The sequence below is a fragment of the Pseudomonas sp. P8_241 genome (assembly GCF_034008315.1).
Taxonomy (GTDB): Bacteria; Pseudomonadota; Gammaproteobacteria; order Pseudomonadales; family Pseudomonadaceae; genus Aquipseudomonas.
The window spans coordinates 419,928-436,687 of sequence record NZ_CP125377.1 but is presented as its reverse complement, the minus strand read 5'-3'; the positions used below and the strand labels follow the sequence as shown (position 1 = coordinate 436,687).

Sequence of the window (16,760 nt, the reverse complement as noted above, 5' to 3'; positions counted from 1 at the left end):
GGCATGCATTTAAAGCCGATAACAATCGGATTAACACCCCCCATCCCTGTAGGAGCGAGCTTGCTCGCGATGAGGCCATGTCAGTCACAGATTTGTCGACTGAAAAACCGCCATCGCGAGCAAGCTCGCTCCTAAAGAGAGGGGTGTTTACAACCCCTCTTCAAGCACCTTCGACAGCATGTCCACAAAGAAATCCACGCTCTGGCGTGAGGTGACCATCGGCGGTTTGATCTTCAACACGTTCAGGAAATCACCCGTCGGCTGCATGAAAATCCCGAGCTCACGCAGACGATCACACAGCGCCGTGGTTTCTTGAGTGGCCGGCTCCAGGGTTTCGCGGTTGCGGATCAACTCCACACCCAGATAAAAACCGGACCCGTGCACCGCACCAACCAACGGATGAATATCGATCAGCGCTTCAAGACGCTGCTTGAAATGCCCGCCGACAATTTGCGCGTTCTCCCAAAGCTTTTCCTCTTCCATCACATCCAGCACCGCCATGCCGATCTGGCAACTGACCGGACTGCCCCCTGCGGACGAGAAGAAATAACCTTCGGCCTCCAATGCTTCGGCGATTTCCCGGCGGGTGATCACCGCACCCAACGGTTGACCATTGCCCATGCCCTTGGCCATGGTGATGATGTCCGGCACCACGCCCTGCTCTTCGAAGCCCCAGAAGAAATGGCCCATGCGCCCGTAACCGACCTGGACTTCGTCGGCGATGCACACGCCACCTTGCGCGCGCACCATTGCATAAACCTGTTTCAGATAGCCCGATGGCAGCGAAATACCGCCAGCGTTGCCATACACCGGCTCGCAGATGAAGCCGGCCAGTTGGCGTTTCTGCTCCGCGATTTTCGTCAGGTTGTGTTCGACGCTGCGTACGTAGTCAGGTGCACTGTCCGGACCGCGGAACTCGCCGCGATAGGTGTTTGGTGCGATCACTGGATGCACCCAGTCCGGTCGGCTGCTCAAGGCCTTGGGGTTGTCGGCAATCGAGGTCGACACCGCGTCCGCACCCACCGTCCAGCCGTGATAGGCCTCCAGCACGCTGATCATGTCGCGGCCACCGCTGTAGGCCCACGCCAGACGAATCGCCAGATCGTTTGCCTCGCTGCCGCTGTTGACCAGGAACACTCGATCCATGCCGTCCGGTGACAGTTTCAGCAAACGCTCGGAGAACTCGGCAACCGCTGCGTAGTTGAAGCGCGAGTTGGTGTTGAGCAGCGACCACTGACGGCTGGCGACCGCCGCCATGCGCGGATGGCCATGACCCAACACAGCAACGTTGTTGAGCATGTCGAGGTAGGAGCGGCCCTGCATGTCGATCAAATGGTTGCGCCAGCCGCGCTCGATGCGCGGCGGGTCGACGTAGTAATGTTTTTGCGTGCGGGCGAAGCTGGCATCACGCCGCGCCAGCAAAGTCTGTGCGTCGAGTTCTGCTTCGGCATCACACGCCAGCCCCAGCAGCGTAGCCGGTGACGGGCACAAGGCCTGCCAGGCAGCCGCGCGCGATGGCGTACAGAACAGCGGCGCAGTGATCGACGAGCCTCGGCACAACTGCACAATCAACGGTCCGCTGACCGATCCCAGCACCTGGCCTTTGACCAGGGCTGCGCCGCTGTGCAGCGAAGGCGTGACGCCCCACAACCGCACGCTCAGTTGCGGGCCATCCAGTTGCAGCACGCCGGCCGAGGGTTGATGCACCACGCCAGCAAACGGCGACTCGACCACTGTGCCATGGGGGACGCGTAATTCGACGTGCAACGGGAAGGTATCTGGCTCTGTGGCGCTGTCCGCTTGGGTGCGGGACAAGCGGTACTGTCCATAGCGACTGGCCGCCAGACCATGAGCGGCAAGCGCTTCATCCAGCAAACGCTGATCGATGCCTTGCTGCTCCCAGTTGCCGGCCTCGAAATGCGGGCTCAATACGCCCAGGTCGATCAAGGCAAACGCACGCCCCACCAGGCTCGGCAACAGCGGCGCGAAATTTTCGCCGCCGATGGCTGGCAGTGTATGACCAACCGCCGAGAGGATTGCCGCTTCCATCAACGCCAGCGGAACCGACGTAGCCACGCGGAAAATTTCCCACTCGTGGATCAGATTGTCGCGACTATAGGTGTTGCCCGGATCGATGCTGACTTGCTGCTCACCACTGAGCACCAGCACCGCCGCGCGCGCAACGATCAGCGGCCAGAGCGCCAGCAGCTCTTCGTGTTGAAGCGGGTTGATTGCGTGATAGGCCTGGATCGCCGGCAAAATGCAGAAAGGATCGCCTTCACCGTGGTGCAGCAGGGCGGCACAGGTCACCGACAAATCGGTGATCCGCCAAGTGCGCACCAGATCGCCAAAGTCGATCACGCCTTGCAATTGCCAGTGGCGCTGCGCATCACGCTGCCACACCACGTTGTCATCGGTGATGTCCATGTGGATGGCTTGCACCGGCAGCTTGTCCTCCAGTGGCTGCAAATGACGCTCCGCTTGTTCGGAGGCCTCGACAATCAGCCGACGCTGGGTTTCATCCGTGATGACAGGCAGCAGATGCGCGATCAAGGCATGAGCATGACGAGCATCCCACTGCAGCGTTCGCACCAGGCCTGGGTGATCGAAGTCCGCCAGCGCCAGGTCCATTTCGCCACAAAGGCGACCGTAACCCGCCACCACGGCAGGGTTGAAACGCTTGAGGCTCGTCAGAGGCTGCCCTTCGATGTACTCCAGCAAGCGCACATGGACTGCCTGGCCGCCAACTTCCAGGGAAAGCAGGTCTGCGCCATTTTTTGCCGCGATCACGCCCGGTACATGCACATCGGGATGCGCTCCCAGGTGCCTGAGCCCGGCATGCTGGGCTTGAAGCTCCAGTACCGAATAGTCGCCACGGCAAATTTTCAGGACGAAACGCCCCCGGTCGCTGTCAACGCGGAAGTTCAGGTCCTGCTGGCTACCCAGAGCCTGCAACTTTGCGCTAAACCCGTAATGTTCCTCCAGCAGCTCAAGCGCCTGTTCCGCAGTTACTTGCGGGCTGGGCAAACTGGCGCGATGAATCAACGTGGCGAGCGGCATACAACGACCCCTGAAATTTTATTAGGCGCTTATATCGCCACTGCTCAGGGCGATACGCAACCCCCCACGGTCGGGTCTGAGCGTTTGCGAGGGCGCGAAAGTGCCTTTTTCTTGCGCAGACGGTGACCGCAAGCCTAGGCATAATGCGCCTGTACCCACAGGCGCTCGATGCTCATGACTCCGACCCTTCCCCCCAGACCTCGTTGGCGCAGCCTGGCCCTGCTGGCACTGTGCCTGGCACCGCTGCTCTGGCCGTTGCAGCATCTGGCGGAGCGCTACTACCGCAGCGAATTGGCCAGTCAGAACCGTCAGACCCTCGACCTCTACGTCGCCAACCTGCTGGGCACTCTGCATCGCTATGAAGTATTGCCGCAGATTCTCGGCGACCTGCCGGCCCTGCGCGCCGTGCTCGGTGCACCGGACGATGGCGTCACCCAAGGCAACGCCAACCGCCTGTTGAAGAACATCAGCGCCCAGACCGGTGCCGAAGTCATGTACCTGATGGACGCCACCGGCAAAACCCTGGCCGCTTCCAATTGGGACAAACACGACAGCTTCGTCGGGCGCAATTTTTCCTTTCGGCCCTATTTCAGCGAAGCCATGGCCGGGCGGCTCGGGCGGTTTTTCGGCTTGGGCACCACCTCCGCCAAGCGCGGTTATTTCTTCGCGGCGGGCGTGCGCGACGGCGAGAAAATCGTCGGTGTGCTGGTGGTCAAGGTTGATCTTGACCACACCGAGAGCCTGTGGGGTAAAACCCCTGAGCAATTGCTGCTGACAGACCATAACGGTGTGGTCATTCTGACGTCGCGACCGGAGTGGCGATTCCGCTCCACGCGCCCGTTGAACGAAGCAGAAAGCACCGCCATCACCGCGATCCAGCCTTATCCGACCCGCGATCCACAGCCATTGAAACTCAATCCCAACGCTTGGCTGACTCAGAGCCAACCCATTGCCGAAACCGGCTGGAACGTCAGCATCCTTGCCCCGCGCACCCTGATCGATCGGCCGGTACGCACCGTGGTGGCTGTCGGCGGTGCTGCACTGCTGGTGGTCATGCTGCTACTCGGCCTGATGATGCAGCGTCGTCGCCATTACCTCGAACGCATTGCCTTCGAAGCCAAGGCCCGTCGCGAACTGGAAGGCCGGGTCGCCGAGCGCACGAGTGATCTGGAAGGCCTCAACCGGCGCCTGAAACAGGAAGTGCTGGAGCGCGAACAGGCCCAGCAGGAATTGGTGCGCGCCCAGGATGATCTGGTGCAAGCCGGCAAGCTGTCGGCGCTGGGAACGATGTCGGCGAGCATCAGTCACGAACTCAATCAGCCACTGGCCGCCATCCGCAGTTACGCAGAAAACGCCGAAGTGCTGCTCGACCATCAGCGCACCGATGACGCTCGCGGCAACCTCAAGCTGATCAGCGAATTGACCGGCCGAATGGCCTCGATCATTGCCCATTTACGTGCCTTCGCCCGGCGCGATCGTCACGCCCCTGAAAGCGTCGCCCTGCAACCGGCGCTGGATGATGCACTGGCCTTGCTGGCCAAGCGTCGACGCAGCATGGACGTTGAATTGATCCGCGATTTACCCGCCGCCACCTTATGGGTCGAGGCCGGGGAAACCCGCCTGCGTCAGGTCCTGGGCAACCTGCTGGCCAACGCTCTGGATGCCCTGACCGAAAAAGGCCCGCCACGCAAACTCTGGTTGAGTGCCCAATCCACAGCCGATGGCGTCAACCTGTACATTCGCGACAACGGCCCCGGCTTTTGCATGGAAGCCCTTGGCCGCGCCAGCGAACCCTTCTACACCACCAAGACCCGCACCCAGGGGCTTGGATTGGGTCTGGCGATTTGCGAGACGCTAATGCGCGCCTTCGGCGGTGAACTGTCATTCGCCAACCACAAGGAAGGCGGCGCACTGATTACCCTGAAGCTACGCGCAGGCGCACCGGGTGTGAGCCTGCAACCTTCCGAGGACCGAAGTGCATGACCATCGACAATCGCTTCCAGGTCGTGTTGATCGACGACGATCCCCACCTGCGCCAAGCGTTGAGCCAGACACTCGATCTGGCCGGTTTGAAAATTCTGCCGCTGGCCGAAGCCAAGGGCCTGGCCGGGCAAATCGAACGCGATTGGCCGGGTGTAGTGGTCAGCGACATCCGCATGCCCGGCATGGACGGTCTCGAACTGCTGAGCGAACTTCATGCCCAGGACCCAGAACTGCCGGTATTGCTGATCACCGGTCACGGCGACGTGCCGCTGGCGGTGCAGGCCATGCGTGCCGGGGCCTATGACTTTCTGGAAAAACCCTTCGCCAGCGACGCCCTGCTCGACAGCGTGCGCCGCGCCCTGGCCCTGCGCCGTCTGGTGCTGGATAACCGGAGCCTGCGCTTGGCACTGAGCGACCGAAATGAGCTGAGCACGCGCCTGGTCGGACAATCGACCTCAATGTTGCGCCTGCGCGAGCAGATCGGCGCGTTGGCGGCGACCAGAGCAGATGTCCTGATTCTCGGCGAAACAGGGGCCGGAAAAGAAGTCGTCGCCCGAGCGTTGCACGATCTGTCGAACCGACGCAATGGCCCCTTCGTGGCGATCAACGCCGGAGCGCTGGCCGAGTCAGTGGTCGAAAGCGAGCTGTTCGGCCATGAACCGGGCGCTTTCACCGGCGCGCAAAAGCGCCGTATCGGCAAGTTCGAATTCGCCAACGGCGGCACGCTGTTTCTCGACGAAATCGAAAGCATGAGCCTGGATGTGCAGGTGAAATTGCTGCGTTTGCTGCAAGAACGCGTGGTCGAGCGACTGGGCGGCAATCAGCTGATCCCGCTCGACATCCGCATCATCGCCGCCACCAAGGAAGACCTGCGCCAGGCTGCCGACCAGGGTCGCTTTCGTGCCGACTTGTATTACCGCCTGAACGTGGCACCGTTGCGTATTCCACCGCTGCGTGAGCGTGGGGAAGATGCATTGGTGATGTTCCAGCATTTTGCCGATGAGGCCAGCGCCCGCCACGGCTTGCCGCCACACGAACTGCAACCGGGTCAGCGCGCCTTGCTGCTGCGACACACCTGGCCCGGCAATGTTCGCGAACTGCAAAACGCCGCCGAACGCTTTGCCTTGGGACTGGAACTGGCGCTGGACAACAATGAAGCGCAAACCGGCAACGGCACGACGGCAGAAGTCGTCAGCGGCGGATTGAGTGAGCAGGTGGAAAACTTTGAAAAAACCCTGATTGCCGCTGAACTGGCGCGCTCGCACAGCTCGGTACGCAGCGTCGCCGAAGCCCTCGGTATTCCACGCAAGACCTTGCACGACAAACTGCGCAAGCACGGGCTGAGTTTCGCCGACAGTGGCGCAAGCCCCCAACCTGACGATCTCGATTGAGTTTGCGTCCAGCCATCCACTTCAAACAAAAGGTCCCCGAATGAGCCGCGACATTCGTCAACTGGAATCGGTCCTTCACCACGATATTCCCCTCACCCGGGACATGGGACTTACGGTGCTCGACTGGCATGCACAGCAATTGCGCCTGCACTTGCCACTGGAAGCCAACGTCAATCACAAGAGCACCATGTTCGGCGGCAGTCTGTATTGCGGCGCGGTACTGGCCGGCTGGGGCTGGTTGCACCTGCGTCTGAAAGAAGAAGGTATCACCGACGGGCACATCGTGATTCAGGAAGGTCAGATCAGCTATCCGCTACCGGTGACGGGCGATGCCAACGCCATTTGCGAGGCCCCGGATCCGGTGATCTGGAAAAAGTTTTTGACCACGTTCCAGCGATATGGCCGGGCGCGGTTGACGCTCAATACACGGGTGGTGAATGAGGGCAGTGATGAGGTGGCGGTGAGGTTTGTCGGGCAGTACGTGTTGCACCGTTAAGCGCCACTACCTCTGTAGGAGCCGGCTTGCTGGCGAATGACACACCGCTTCGCCGGCAAGCCAGCTCCTACAGGATCGCGAGCGCCAGCAACTGCTCCCGCCAGGCCGCCTTCGCCGGCAGGGCCAGGAAGAATTCATTCAATAGCGACTCCCGCGCCGGATAGCAAAACGGCTTGCCGCTCAGATCCAGCACTTCCCCGCCCGCGCCTTCCAGCACACCTTGTGCGGCAGCGGTATCCCACTGCGAAGTCGGTGCCAGGCGTGGATAGCAATCCGCCGCGCCTTCGGCCAACAGGCAGAATTTCAGCGAGCTGCCGATATTCGCCAATTGCAATTCGCCAAGGCTGGCGCTCAACCCGGCCAGCAAACGCTCCTGCTCCGGGCTGGAATGTCGACGGCTGGCCACCACAGTGAACGCTTCACCAGGCGCTAAAACATCACGCACCTGAATCGCCACTGGCGTGCCACCCTTGTCGCCACGCCAGGCACCGAGCCCAGCGCCGCCGACATAAAATCGACCGTTGGTCGGCATCGATACCACACCAAAGACCACGCGACCGTTTTCAATCAGGGCAATGTTGACGGTGAACTCTTCGCTGCCGCTGATGAACTCCTTGGTGCCATCCAGCGGATCCACCAGCCACCAGCGCTGCCATCCGGAGCGAACGCTTTGGGGAATGTTGGCGTCCTCTTCGGACAACACCGGGATATTCGGGTCAAGGGCGGTCAGACCCGCCAGAATCAGATGATGCGCCGCCAGATCCGCAGCCGTGACCGGAGAATCATCCGACTTGGCGGTGACAGCTGTGTCTGTGCGCCAGAACGGCAGGATCGCATCGCCTGCCTGCAAGGCCAGTTCGATCACCGGCGCCATCAATGGATGAGGGAAATCCATCACAGAAATGCTCCGCGCTGAGTCAACAGATCACGGGCCAGGTACAGGGCCGCCAAGGCGCGGCCTTCAGTAAATTGTGGATTCTGCGCCAGCGCCGACAACTCGCGCAGGTTGACCTTGCTCACGCCCATTGGCTCGGGCTCATCACCCTCCAGGCGCTCTTCGTAGAGGTCGGTTGCCAATACCACTTGAATTTTTTGGCTCATGTACCCGGGGGACAGTGACAACTCGGTCAAATGTTCAAGTTGCCGCGCGCCAAAGCCTGCCTCTTCCTTGAGCTCACGCTCAGCCGCCGCCAATACGTCTTCGCCCGGCTCGATCAAGCCCTTGGGCAACGACATTTCATATTCATCCGTGCCGCCGCAATATTCCTCGACCAATACCGCATGCTCGGCGTCCAGCATCGCCACGATCATGACTGCGCCGTACCCGGCGCCCTTGCCGACCAATCGCTCATACGTGCGTTCCACGCCGTTGGAAAAGCGCAGCTTCAGCTCTTCCACACAGAACAATCGACTGGTGGCGACAATTTCGCGGGCGAGTATGGTGGGTTTCTGGCGCATGCAAAGCTCCTTGGCGTGAACGCGCTACTATAACGCGGCTTTCCCGATTGTTTACGCCAGAAATCTTTCTATCGCCCGAGACGTTGCCATGCCTTCACTACCCTGGTCCGACATCGACACCGTTCTGCTGGACATGGACGGCACCTTGCTGGACCTGCACTTCGACAACCATTTCTGGCTGGAACACCTGCCCCAGCGCTACGCCCAATTGCACGGCGTCAGCCGAGCCATGGCCGAGCTGGAATTGCAGCCGCTGTTCGAACGCAATGCCGGCCAGTTGCAGTGGTACTGCCTGGACTTCTGGAGCGCCGAGCTGAAACTGCCGGTGCGCGAACTGAAACAGGAAACCGCCCATCTGATCGCCCTGCGCCCGGATGCGGACACTTTTCTGGCAGCGATCAAACAAGCCGGCAAGCGTGTGGTGCTGATTACCAACGCCCACCGTGATTCGTTGTCGTTGAAGCTGGAAAGGGTCGAGCTGGCGCCGTACTTCGAACGCCTGATCAGTTCCCATGATTACGGTTTCCCCAAGGAAAACCCGCAGTTTTGGGATGCCTTGCAAGCCGACATCGATTTCGACCCGGCACGCAGCCTGTTTATCGATGACACCTTGCCTATTCTGCGCAGTGCGCGGGATTTTGGTGTGGTGCATTTGCTGGCTGTGCGTGAGCCGGATAGCCGTAAGGGGCCGAAGGATACCGCCGAGTTTGCGGCGGTTGAGGATTATCGGGATTTGATTGCAGGGCTGTAGATCGAGTTGACTGCATCGCGGGCAAGCCACGCTCCCACAGGATGAGCGTTGTTCGCAACTTCGTGAACGACTCGTAACCTGCAGGAGCGTGGCTTGCCCGCGAAGGCCATCACGTGGTTTTAAACTTTATTCGGGAATTCGCAACGACTGCCCCGGATAGATCTTGTTCACATCCTTGAGCATCGGCTTGTTGGCTTCAAAGATCTTGTTGTACAGGTTCGCATTGCCATACACGCGCAGGGAAATCGCGCTGAGGGTATCGCCCTTCTCGACCACCACAAACTTCGCGGCCACGACCACCGGGCCCGTAACGGTGATCTGATCGTCGACACCACTGACACCGGCTACGTTGCCCAGGGCCAGGAGGATTTTTTCCTTCTCTTCCTGCGTTGCCGCTTCGCCTGTGGCAATGACTTTGTCGCCCTCGACCTTCACCTGAACCTTGGAGGTGTCGATACCGGTCAAGGCACTCTGTACATGCTTGGTCAACGCCTCGCTATTGGCTTCGGCTTTATCCGGGGTCAGCGCATCGAGAATCTTTTCACCGGCTTCTTTTAGAAAACTGAATAGGCTCATTGTTTGCTCTCCATGGGATTAAGTTGTCCAGACGCAAAAGACTAGACCACGGTTATCCCTTGCGAATTCAACCCGACCAATGACGCCGCTTCCCGCCAGGCGATAGAATTCGCGCCTTCCCAGCGCCCTGGAGCGAAGATGGACATCAAACAGCTGAAATTCCTCATCGCGCTCGACGAAACCCGCCATTTCGGCCAGGCCGCCGCGCGTTGCCACATTACCCAGCCGACGCTGTCCATGCGCTTGCGCAGCCTGGAAGAAGAACTCGATCTGTCGCTGGTCAACCGCGGTCAACGCTTCGAAGGATTCACCGCACCGGGCGAGCGGGTGCTGGCTTGGGCTCGCACGGTACTGGCAGCCTATGACGGCTTGTACGCCGAGGCGGCGGCCTGTCGCGGCAATCTGGTTGGCACCTTGCGACTGGGCGTGGTGCCGTTGTCGAGCTTCGACCCGCTGCCGCTGTTGCAACGCTTGCACGCCGAGCACCCGAACCTGCGCTTCGAACTGTCCGCACTGAGTTCCGAGCAGATCCTCGAACAATTGGCGAACAATCGTCTGGACCTGGGTGTGTCTTACCTGGAACGCCTGAACGCCGAACATTTCGACTCACTGTCCTTCAGCGAAACCCGCATGGGGCTGCTGTACGACCAGCGTTTCTTCACCTTTGGCCCCGCACCGCTGAGTTGGGAATCGTTGATCGAGTTACCGCTGGGCATGCTCACCAGTGGCATGCACTTTCGTCAGTCCATTGATCACAACTTCCATAGCCGCGGACTCAGCCCACAGCCCTTGCTGCAGACCGATGCCGTGCATCAACTGTTACAAGCTGTGCACGGCGGCCTGTGTTGCGCCGTGATGCCGCTGGAGGGCGGCCTTGAGGGTCTGACCGAACATCTGCGATTGCAACCGATCGAAAACGCCCAGACTCTCGGCCGACTCGGACTGATCATGCGTCGCAGTGCGCCACGCTCGGCACTGGCGGAAGCCTGTTTTGCGATCTATCAGCAATCGCTGACAGGCTCTTGATCGAGCGCATCTATCGGCGGATCAGTAATAGCGATTAGACGCGACATGTTGTCACGCCTAGTCTTAAAGCTGATCAACCCGTCGGTGATGCCATGAATACCAAGCGCCCTGCCTGCGCGGCGCCTGACCTCGAAACGCCCGCGCCCGCCGCAAGCCAGACCTACAGTTACAGCGATCTTGAATACTCGGAATCGGCCAGCACCGCGCTGGCAGAGGAAGTGGCGCTGGCAATTGCCTATAACGGCATCAGCCAGGCAGTCATGCTGGTGACACCCACAGACCTGGAAGACTTCATCGTCGGCTTCAGCCTGGGCAGCGGCATCATCGAGCACGCCACAGACATTTATGACCTGCAACTGAGCGGCTCGGGGTCGGCGCAGTACGCGCAAGTGACCATTGCCAATCGTGCCTTCTGGAACCTCAAGCAACAGCGTCGGCAACTGGCCGGCACCAGCGGTTGCGGGTTGTGCGGCGTGGAGGCGGTCGAGCAGGCATTGCCGGATCTGAAAGTTTTGCCCGGTGCGCCGCTGCCACCCGCCGAATGGCTCGACGGCCTGCGCCAGCGCATTGGTGCGTTCCAGCCGTTGGGCCAGCATTGCGGTGCCGTGCATGCGGCGGTGTTCATGAATGATCAGGGTGAATTGCTGCTGGGCCGTGAAGACATCGGTCGACACAACGCCCTCGACAAATTGATCGGCGGTCTGATCAGGCAAAAAATCCCGACCGCTGGTGGACTGGCGATCGTCACCAGCCGTTGCAGTCTCGAACTGATCCAGAAGGTCCTGCGCGCCGGCATCCAGACCCTGGTCAGCCTGTCGGCACCCACTGGCCTTGCCGTGCAATGGGCTCGGCGCCACAACCTCAATCTCGTCCACCTGCCGCAAAAGAATGCGCCGCGGGTCTACAGCCCTGCGATGGAGAACCAAGCGTGAGTCAACACCGTCAAGCCGACCAGAAACCCGTCCCTCGTTACAAGCCCTACAGAGGTCCAGCCGGGGGTTGGGGCGCACTGATCAGCGTGGCCCAGGCCTGGTTGACCAGCGACAACGCGCTGAAAAATCTGCGCATTATGCTCAAGACCAACCAGAACGGTGGCTTCGACTGCCCAGGTTGCGCCTGGGGCGATTCGCCGGAAAAGGGCATGGTGATGTTCTGCGAGAACGGCGCCAAAGCGGTGAACTGGGAAGCGACCAAACGCCGTGTCGATGGCAAGTTCTTCGCTAAGCACAGCGTCACCTCGTTGCTGGAGCAGAGCGACTACTGGCTCGAATATCAAGGTCGCCTGACCGAGCCGATGCGCTACGACGCAGAAACCGACCGCTATAAGCCGATCAGTTGGGACGATGCGTTCGCCCTGATTGCCAAGCATCTGAAGGGTTTGTCGAGCCCGAATCAGGCCGAGTTCTATACCTCGGGCCGCGCCAGCAACGAAGCGGCTTTTTTGTACCAGCTGTTCGTGCGCGCCTACGGCACCAACAACTTCCCTGACTGCTCGAACATGTGTCATGAGGCCAGTGGCGTGGCGTTGGCGCAGAGCGTTGGCGTCGGCAAAGGCACCGTGACCTTCGACGACTTCGAACACGCCGATGCGATTTTCGTCTGGGGCCAGAACCCCGGCACCAACCACCCGCGAATGCTCGAACCGCTGCGTGAAGCAGTCAAGCGCGGTGCTCAAGTGGTGTGCATCAACCCGCTCAAGGAGCGTGGACTTGAGCGTTTCCAGCATCCGCAGCACCCGATCGAAATGCTCACCAACGGCGACAAACCGACCAACACCGCGTTCTTCCGCCCGGCGCTCGGTGGCGACATGGCGATCATGCGCGGCATGGCAAAATTCCTTCTACTGTGGGAGCGCGACGCGCAAAGGACTGGCGCCCCGGCAGTGTTCGATCACGACTTTCTCAATGAACACAGCGTTAACGTGCTGGACTATCTGGCGACCATCGACGATACCCCGTGGGACCAGATCATCGAGCAGTCCGGCCTGACCCTCGAGGAAATCGAGCAGGCGGCGCGGATGTATGCCAAGGGCAAGAACGTCATCATGTGCTGGGCCATGGGCATCACCCAGCATCGTCACTCGGTGGCGACCATCCAGGAAATCGCCAATCTGATGATGCTGCGCGGCAACATCGGACGACCGGGTGCCGGCCTGTGTCCGGTGCGAGGCCACAGCAACGTGCAGGGTGACCGGACCATGGGCATCAATGAGCGTCCGCCGGTCGCGTTTCTCGATGCACTGGAACGACGCTTCCAGTTCAAAGTGCCGCGCGATAACGGTCACAACGTGGTTGAGGCGATCCACGCCATGGCCGAAGGTCGGGCGAAAGTGTTCATTGCCCTGGGCGGCAACTTCGCCCAGGCCACACCGGATAGCCGGCGTACCTTCCGAGCCCTGCAGAACTGCGACCTGACCGTGCAGATCAGCACCAAGCTCAACCGCAGCCATTTGACCCATGGCAAGGATGCGCTGATCCTTCCGTGCCTGGGCCGCACTGATATCGACATCCAGACTGGAGGCCCGCAAGCGGTGACCGTTGAGGATTCGTTCAGCATGGTCCACGCCTCTAACGGCCAGTTGCAGCCGCTGTCGAATCAGATGCGCTCGGAACCGGCAATCCTGGCCGGCATCGCCGCTGCGACGCTGGGTAGCCACCCGGTGGACTGGAACTGGCTGGTGGCCGACTACCGCCGCATCCGCGACCTGATCGCCGACACCCTTCCCAACTTCAATGACTTCAATGAGAAGATCAAGAACCCGGGCGGTTTTTACCTCGGTAACAGTGCCGGTGAACGCAAGTGGAATACCGCATCGGGGCGGGCCAATTTCAAGCCAAACGTCCTGCCCCGGGATCTGGTCCACGAACGCACCCGCGCCACCGGTGTGTTGCCGGACCTGATCATGCAATCGATGCGCTCCCACGATCAGTACAACACCACGATCTATGGCCTCAACGATCGTTATCGCGGCGTAAAGGGTCAGCGTGACGTGCTGTTCGTCAACGAAGCCGACATCATTCGCCTGGGCTTTAAGCCAGGTCAAAAGGCCGACATTGTGTCGATCTGGGATGATGGCGAGGAGCGTCGGGTGAAAGGCTTCACACTGCTGGCGTTCGACATCCCGGCCGGGCAAGCGGCGGCGTACTATCCGGAAGTGAATCCACTGGTGCCGCTGGAGAGCACCGGGGATGGCAGCCATACGCCGACGTCGAAGTTTGTGGCGATCCGTTTGGAAGCAGCGAGCGAGACCGGGTTGATCATGGCCAGGTCTGCTTGATGCAATATCAAAAGATCGCAGCCTGCGGCAGCTCCTGCACCGATCTTTGTAGGAGCTGCCGCAGGCTGCGATCATTTGACTTCAATGACCCACTCAACAGCATTCCTTACGCCCACAAAAAAGGCCGTTTTCAATGAAAACGGCCTTTGCGAATAAGTAAAAGACCGACGAAAAATCGTTAAGTTCCGCCCAAAAAACAGTAACTTGCACAATTGTATACAAGTCGTGTTATTCGTCGGATTTCGATTGTCACACCCATTCCAGAGCCTCAGGATCGCGCCGTCATCCCCTTGAGGTTCCTCCATGAAGTTCTCCTCGATTCTCTTGTTGTCCCTTGGCTTGGTCAGTGGCATTGCCTCTGCTGGCGGCACCACCGAAGCAGGTGTGGGCGGCGCATTGGGCGGGGTTCTGGGCTCGGTCGTCGGTCAATCCATCGGCGGTAATACCGGTTCCACTATCGGCGCGGCCTTGGGCGGTGCGGGTGGTAGCGCAGTCGGCGCAGACAAACGCAGCCGTGGCGAAGCCGCCATTGGTGGTGCGTTGGGCGCAGCAGGCGGCAACGTGGTCGGCCGCAGCGTGGGCGGCACCACTGGCAGCCTGATCGGCTCCGCAGCAGGCGGTGGCGCCGGTGGCGCGCTGGGTAACTACATGGGCAACAAGAGCGATGACGACGACGATGATGATCGTCATTCCCATCGCGGCCATGATGATCGTCGCTACTACCGTGATGGTCACCCGGGTCGCGGCCATGCCTACGGCCATCGCAAGCATCACAAGTACTACCGCCATCGTCGCTGAGACCCGAAGGGTTTCGCTGACAGGTGAAAAAATCGCAGCCCAAGGGCTGCGATTTTTTTTCGGTGTTTAAACCACCAACCGCTCCAGCGCACTGCGCAACCCGATCGGAATCGTCACAGGCTGATTCGATGCCCGGTCGACAAACACATGTACGAAGCGCCCTGCCGCGCAGGCCTCGTCTGCCCCTTGCTTGAACACCGCCAGCTCATACTGCACCGAACTGTTACCCAATTTCGCGACCCGCAAACCGATCTCGATCCGATCCGGGAATGCGATGGAAGAAAAGTAATCGCAGGCCGAACTCACTACGAACCCCACCACCTCGCCATCGTGGATATCCAGGCCACCGACCTCGATCAGGTAGGTGTTCACCGCTGTGTCGAAGAAGCCGTAGTAGGTGACATTGTTGACGTGGCCATAGGCGTCGTTGTCATGCCAGCGCGTGGTGATGGGCTGAAAGTGCGGGTAGTCGGTGCGTTGTGGCATCAGCGTTGATTCCTGGAATTGGATAGCCAGTCTAAGTCGAAAAACCGATTTGAACTCATCGCGAGCAAGCTCGCACATTGAATCCTGGTCATACACAAATTCTGCGGGCAACCTGGATCAACCGTGGGAGCCAGCCTGCCGGCGAAGACGCCCGCACGGGCGCCACATCAATCACTTGTCAGCAAACCCCTTACCCTGCGCCGCCAACTCTCCAATCAACCGCGCCGGATTCCAGTGATCGCCCTGGCGAGTCTCCAGCGCCAGCAAGCGTTGATGAATATCCGCCAACCCTTGCTGATCCGCCCAGGCCATCGGCCCGCCCTTGTCTGCCGGGAAACCGTATCCGTTGAGGTAAACCAGGTCGATGTCGTGAGACGACTGCGCGATGCCTTCCTGAAGGATCTTCGCCCCTTCGTTGACCAGTGCCAGCAAGCAGCGCTCCAGAATCTCTTCCTGGCTGATCTCGCGACGCTGGAACCCCAGCCCCTCGCTGACTTCCAGCACCAACGCGTCGACCAGAGGATCATGTTCAGCCTGACGACTGCCCGGCTCATAGTGGTAATAGCCGTTGCCGCTCTTCTGGCCAAAACGCTCCAACTCACACAGCCGGTTATCCACCTGAACCTCAGGCGCATCCTGACCGATACCGGACAGCTGTCGGGCGCGCCATTGCAGATCAACACCGACCACGTCGAACATACGGAACGGGCCCATGGCGAAACCGAAACCCTGCAGCGCCGCATCGACCTGGTAAGGATAAGCCCCCTCCAGCAGCATTTTGCGCGCTTCCAGCACATAGGTATTGAGCATGCGGTTGCCGATGAAACCGTCGCAGTTGCCCGACACCACACTGACCTTGCCCATGCGTTTGCCCAGTGCCAACGCAGCGTCGATGACCGCCGGTGCAGTCTGGGCGCCACGGACGATTTCCAGCAGTTTCATGATGTGTGCCGGGCTGAAGAAGTGCAGACCCAGGACTTGCTGCGGCCGGCGAGTCACCGCCGCAATGGCATCGATGTCCAGCGCCGAGGTGTTGCTGGCCAGAATCGCTTCGGACTTGAGCAGGCCATCCAGTTCGCGGAAGATTTGTTGCTTGAGTTCAAGGTTTTCGTACACCGCCTCGATGACCAGGTCGACATCGCGAATGGCCGCGTAATCCGGCGCAGCACTGACCCTGGCGATACGAGCGTCTGCTTCAGCCTGATCGATACGCTCCTGCCGCACACTGTGGGCGTAGGTGTCTGCCACGGTAACCAACGCCTGCTCCAGCATCTGCGGATTGTTATCAACCCACTGCACCGCCACCCCGGCATTGGCCAGGCACATGACAATGCCTCGGCCCATGGTGCCCGCGCCAATCACGGCTGCGCGCTGAATATTCGTCGGAGTCTGGCTCATATTGTGTTCTCTTGTTGGCGATCCAAAGACAGCCCCCACCATAGTCAGCCACAACGTTTT

14 protein-coding genes are annotated in these 16,760 nt (G+C 60.2%); 8 read left to right on the top strand and 6 right to left on the bottom strand.

Annotation, left to right across the window (positions count from 1 at the left end; genetic code table 11):
- Positions 1-147: 147 nt before the first annotated feature.
- Positions 148-3,060: an aminotransferase gene (locus QMK58_RS01970; protein ID WP_053153021.1), complete on the bottom strand. Its 2,913-nt coding sequence runs from the start codon at positions 3,058-3,060 to the stop codon at positions 148-150.
- Positions 3,061-3,234: 174 nt separating this feature from the next.
- Here QMK58_RS01970 and QMK58_RS01965 point away from each other — a divergent pair, with 174 nt between their 5' ends.
- Genes QMK58_RS01965 through QMK58_RS01955 form a run of 3 tightly spaced genes read left to right on the top strand, consistent with a single transcriptional unit; the run spans position 3,235 to position 6,930 of the window.
- A complete protein-coding gene (locus QMK58_RS01965; RefSeq protein ID WP_053153023.1) occupies positions 3,235-5,043 on the top strand; it encodes a sensor histidine kinase in 1,809 nt (602 codons plus the stop codon).
- On the top strand, positions 5,040-6,434 hold the full coding sequence (locus QMK58_RS01960) for a sigma-54-dependent transcriptional regulator (protein WP_053153025.1): 1,395 nt from the start codon (positions 5,040-5,042) through the stop codon (positions 6,432-6,434). The genes QMK58_RS01965 and QMK58_RS01960 overlap by 4 nt, the downstream gene beginning before the upstream one ends.
- Before the next feature lie 40 nt (positions 6,435-6,474).
- Positions 6,475-6,930 carry a YiiD C-terminal domain-containing protein gene (locus tag QMK58_RS01955; protein WP_053153028.1) on the top strand — a complete coding sequence of 152 codons (456 nt, stop codon included), beginning with the start codon at positions 6,475-6,477 and terminating at the stop codon, positions 6,928-6,930.
- Between the two features lie 67 nt (positions 6,931-6,997).
- On the opposite strand, the gene cysQ is transcribed toward QMK58_RS01955, so the two are convergent.
- Entirely contained in the window at positions 6,998-7,825 is an 828-nt protein-coding gene (cysQ, locus tag QMK58_RS01950; protein WP_053153030.1) for a 3'(2'),5'-bisphosphate nucleotidase CysQ, read from the bottom strand.
- The gene (gene nudE, locus QMK58_RS01945) at positions 7,825-8,388 is read right to left on the bottom strand and encodes an ADP compounds hydrolase NudE (protein ID WP_053153032.1); all 564 of its coding nucleotides are present in this window, start codon (positions 8,386-8,388) and stop codon (positions 7,825-7,827) included. Before nudE ends, cysQ begins: the two co-directional genes overlap by 1 nt.
- An 88-nt stretch (positions 8,389-8,476) precedes the next feature.
- On the opposite strand from nudE, the gene yrfG reads away from it, so the two are divergent.
- A complete protein-coding gene (gene yrfG / locus QMK58_RS01940) occupies positions 8,477-9,139 on the top strand; it encodes a GMP/IMP nucleotidase (RefSeq protein ID WP_053153035.1) in 663 nt (220 codons plus the stop codon).
- Positions 9,140-9,265: 126 nt separating this feature from the next.
- Here the strand turns inward: yrfG and lysM are convergent, their stop codons facing one another.
- Positions 9,266-9,715, bottom strand: coding sequence for a peptidoglycan-binding protein LysM (gene lysM, locus QMK58_RS01935; RefSeq protein ID WP_053153038.1), 450 nt, complete (start codon positions 9,713-9,715; stop codon positions 9,266-9,268).
- A gap of 138 nt (positions 9,716-9,853) precedes the next feature.
- On the opposite strand from lysM, the gene QMK58_RS01930 reads away from it, so the two are divergent.
- The 4 genes from QMK58_RS01930 to QMK58_RS01915 all read left to right on the top strand — a co-directional run bounded on the left by QMK58_RS01930 (position 9,854) and on the right by QMK58_RS01915 (position 14,816).
- Positions 9,854-10,741 (top strand): LysR family transcriptional regulator, encoded by an 888-nt coding sequence (locus QMK58_RS01930; RefSeq protein ID WP_053153040.1) that lies wholly within the window; start codon positions 9,854-9,856, stop codon positions 10,739-10,741.
- Between the two features lie 92 nt (positions 10,742-10,833).
- A complete protein-coding gene (gene fdhD / locus QMK58_RS01925; RefSeq protein WP_053153043.1) occupies positions 10,834-11,673 on the top strand; it encodes a formate dehydrogenase accessory sulfurtransferase FdhD in 840 nt (279 codons plus the stop codon).
- Positions 11,670-14,018, top strand: coding sequence for an FdhF/YdeP family oxidoreductase (locus QMK58_RS01920; RefSeq protein WP_053153046.1), 2,349 nt, complete (start codon positions 11,670-11,672; stop codon positions 14,016-14,018). Before fdhD ends, QMK58_RS01920 begins: the two co-directional genes overlap by 4 nt.
- A 303-nt stretch (positions 14,019-14,321) precedes the next feature.
- Positions 14,322-14,816, top strand: coding sequence for a glycine zipper domain-containing protein (locus tag QMK58_RS01915; RefSeq protein ID WP_053153051.1), 495 nt, complete (start codon positions 14,322-14,324; stop codon positions 14,814-14,816).
- 66 nt (positions 14,817-14,882) lie between these two features.
- Here QMK58_RS01915 and QMK58_RS01910 read toward each other — a convergent pair whose 3' ends face one another.
- Complete coding sequence (locus QMK58_RS01910) at positions 14,883-15,302, bottom strand: acyl-CoA thioesterase (protein WP_053153053.1); 420 nt, start codon at positions 15,300-15,302, stop codon at positions 14,883-14,885.
- Positions 15,303-15,473: 171 nt separating this feature from the next.
- A complete protein-coding gene (locus QMK58_RS01905; RefSeq protein WP_053153056.1) occupies positions 15,474-16,700 on the bottom strand; it encodes a 3-hydroxyacyl-CoA dehydrogenase in 1,227 nt (408 codons plus the stop codon).
- Positions 16,701-16,760: the final 60 nt, after the last annotated feature.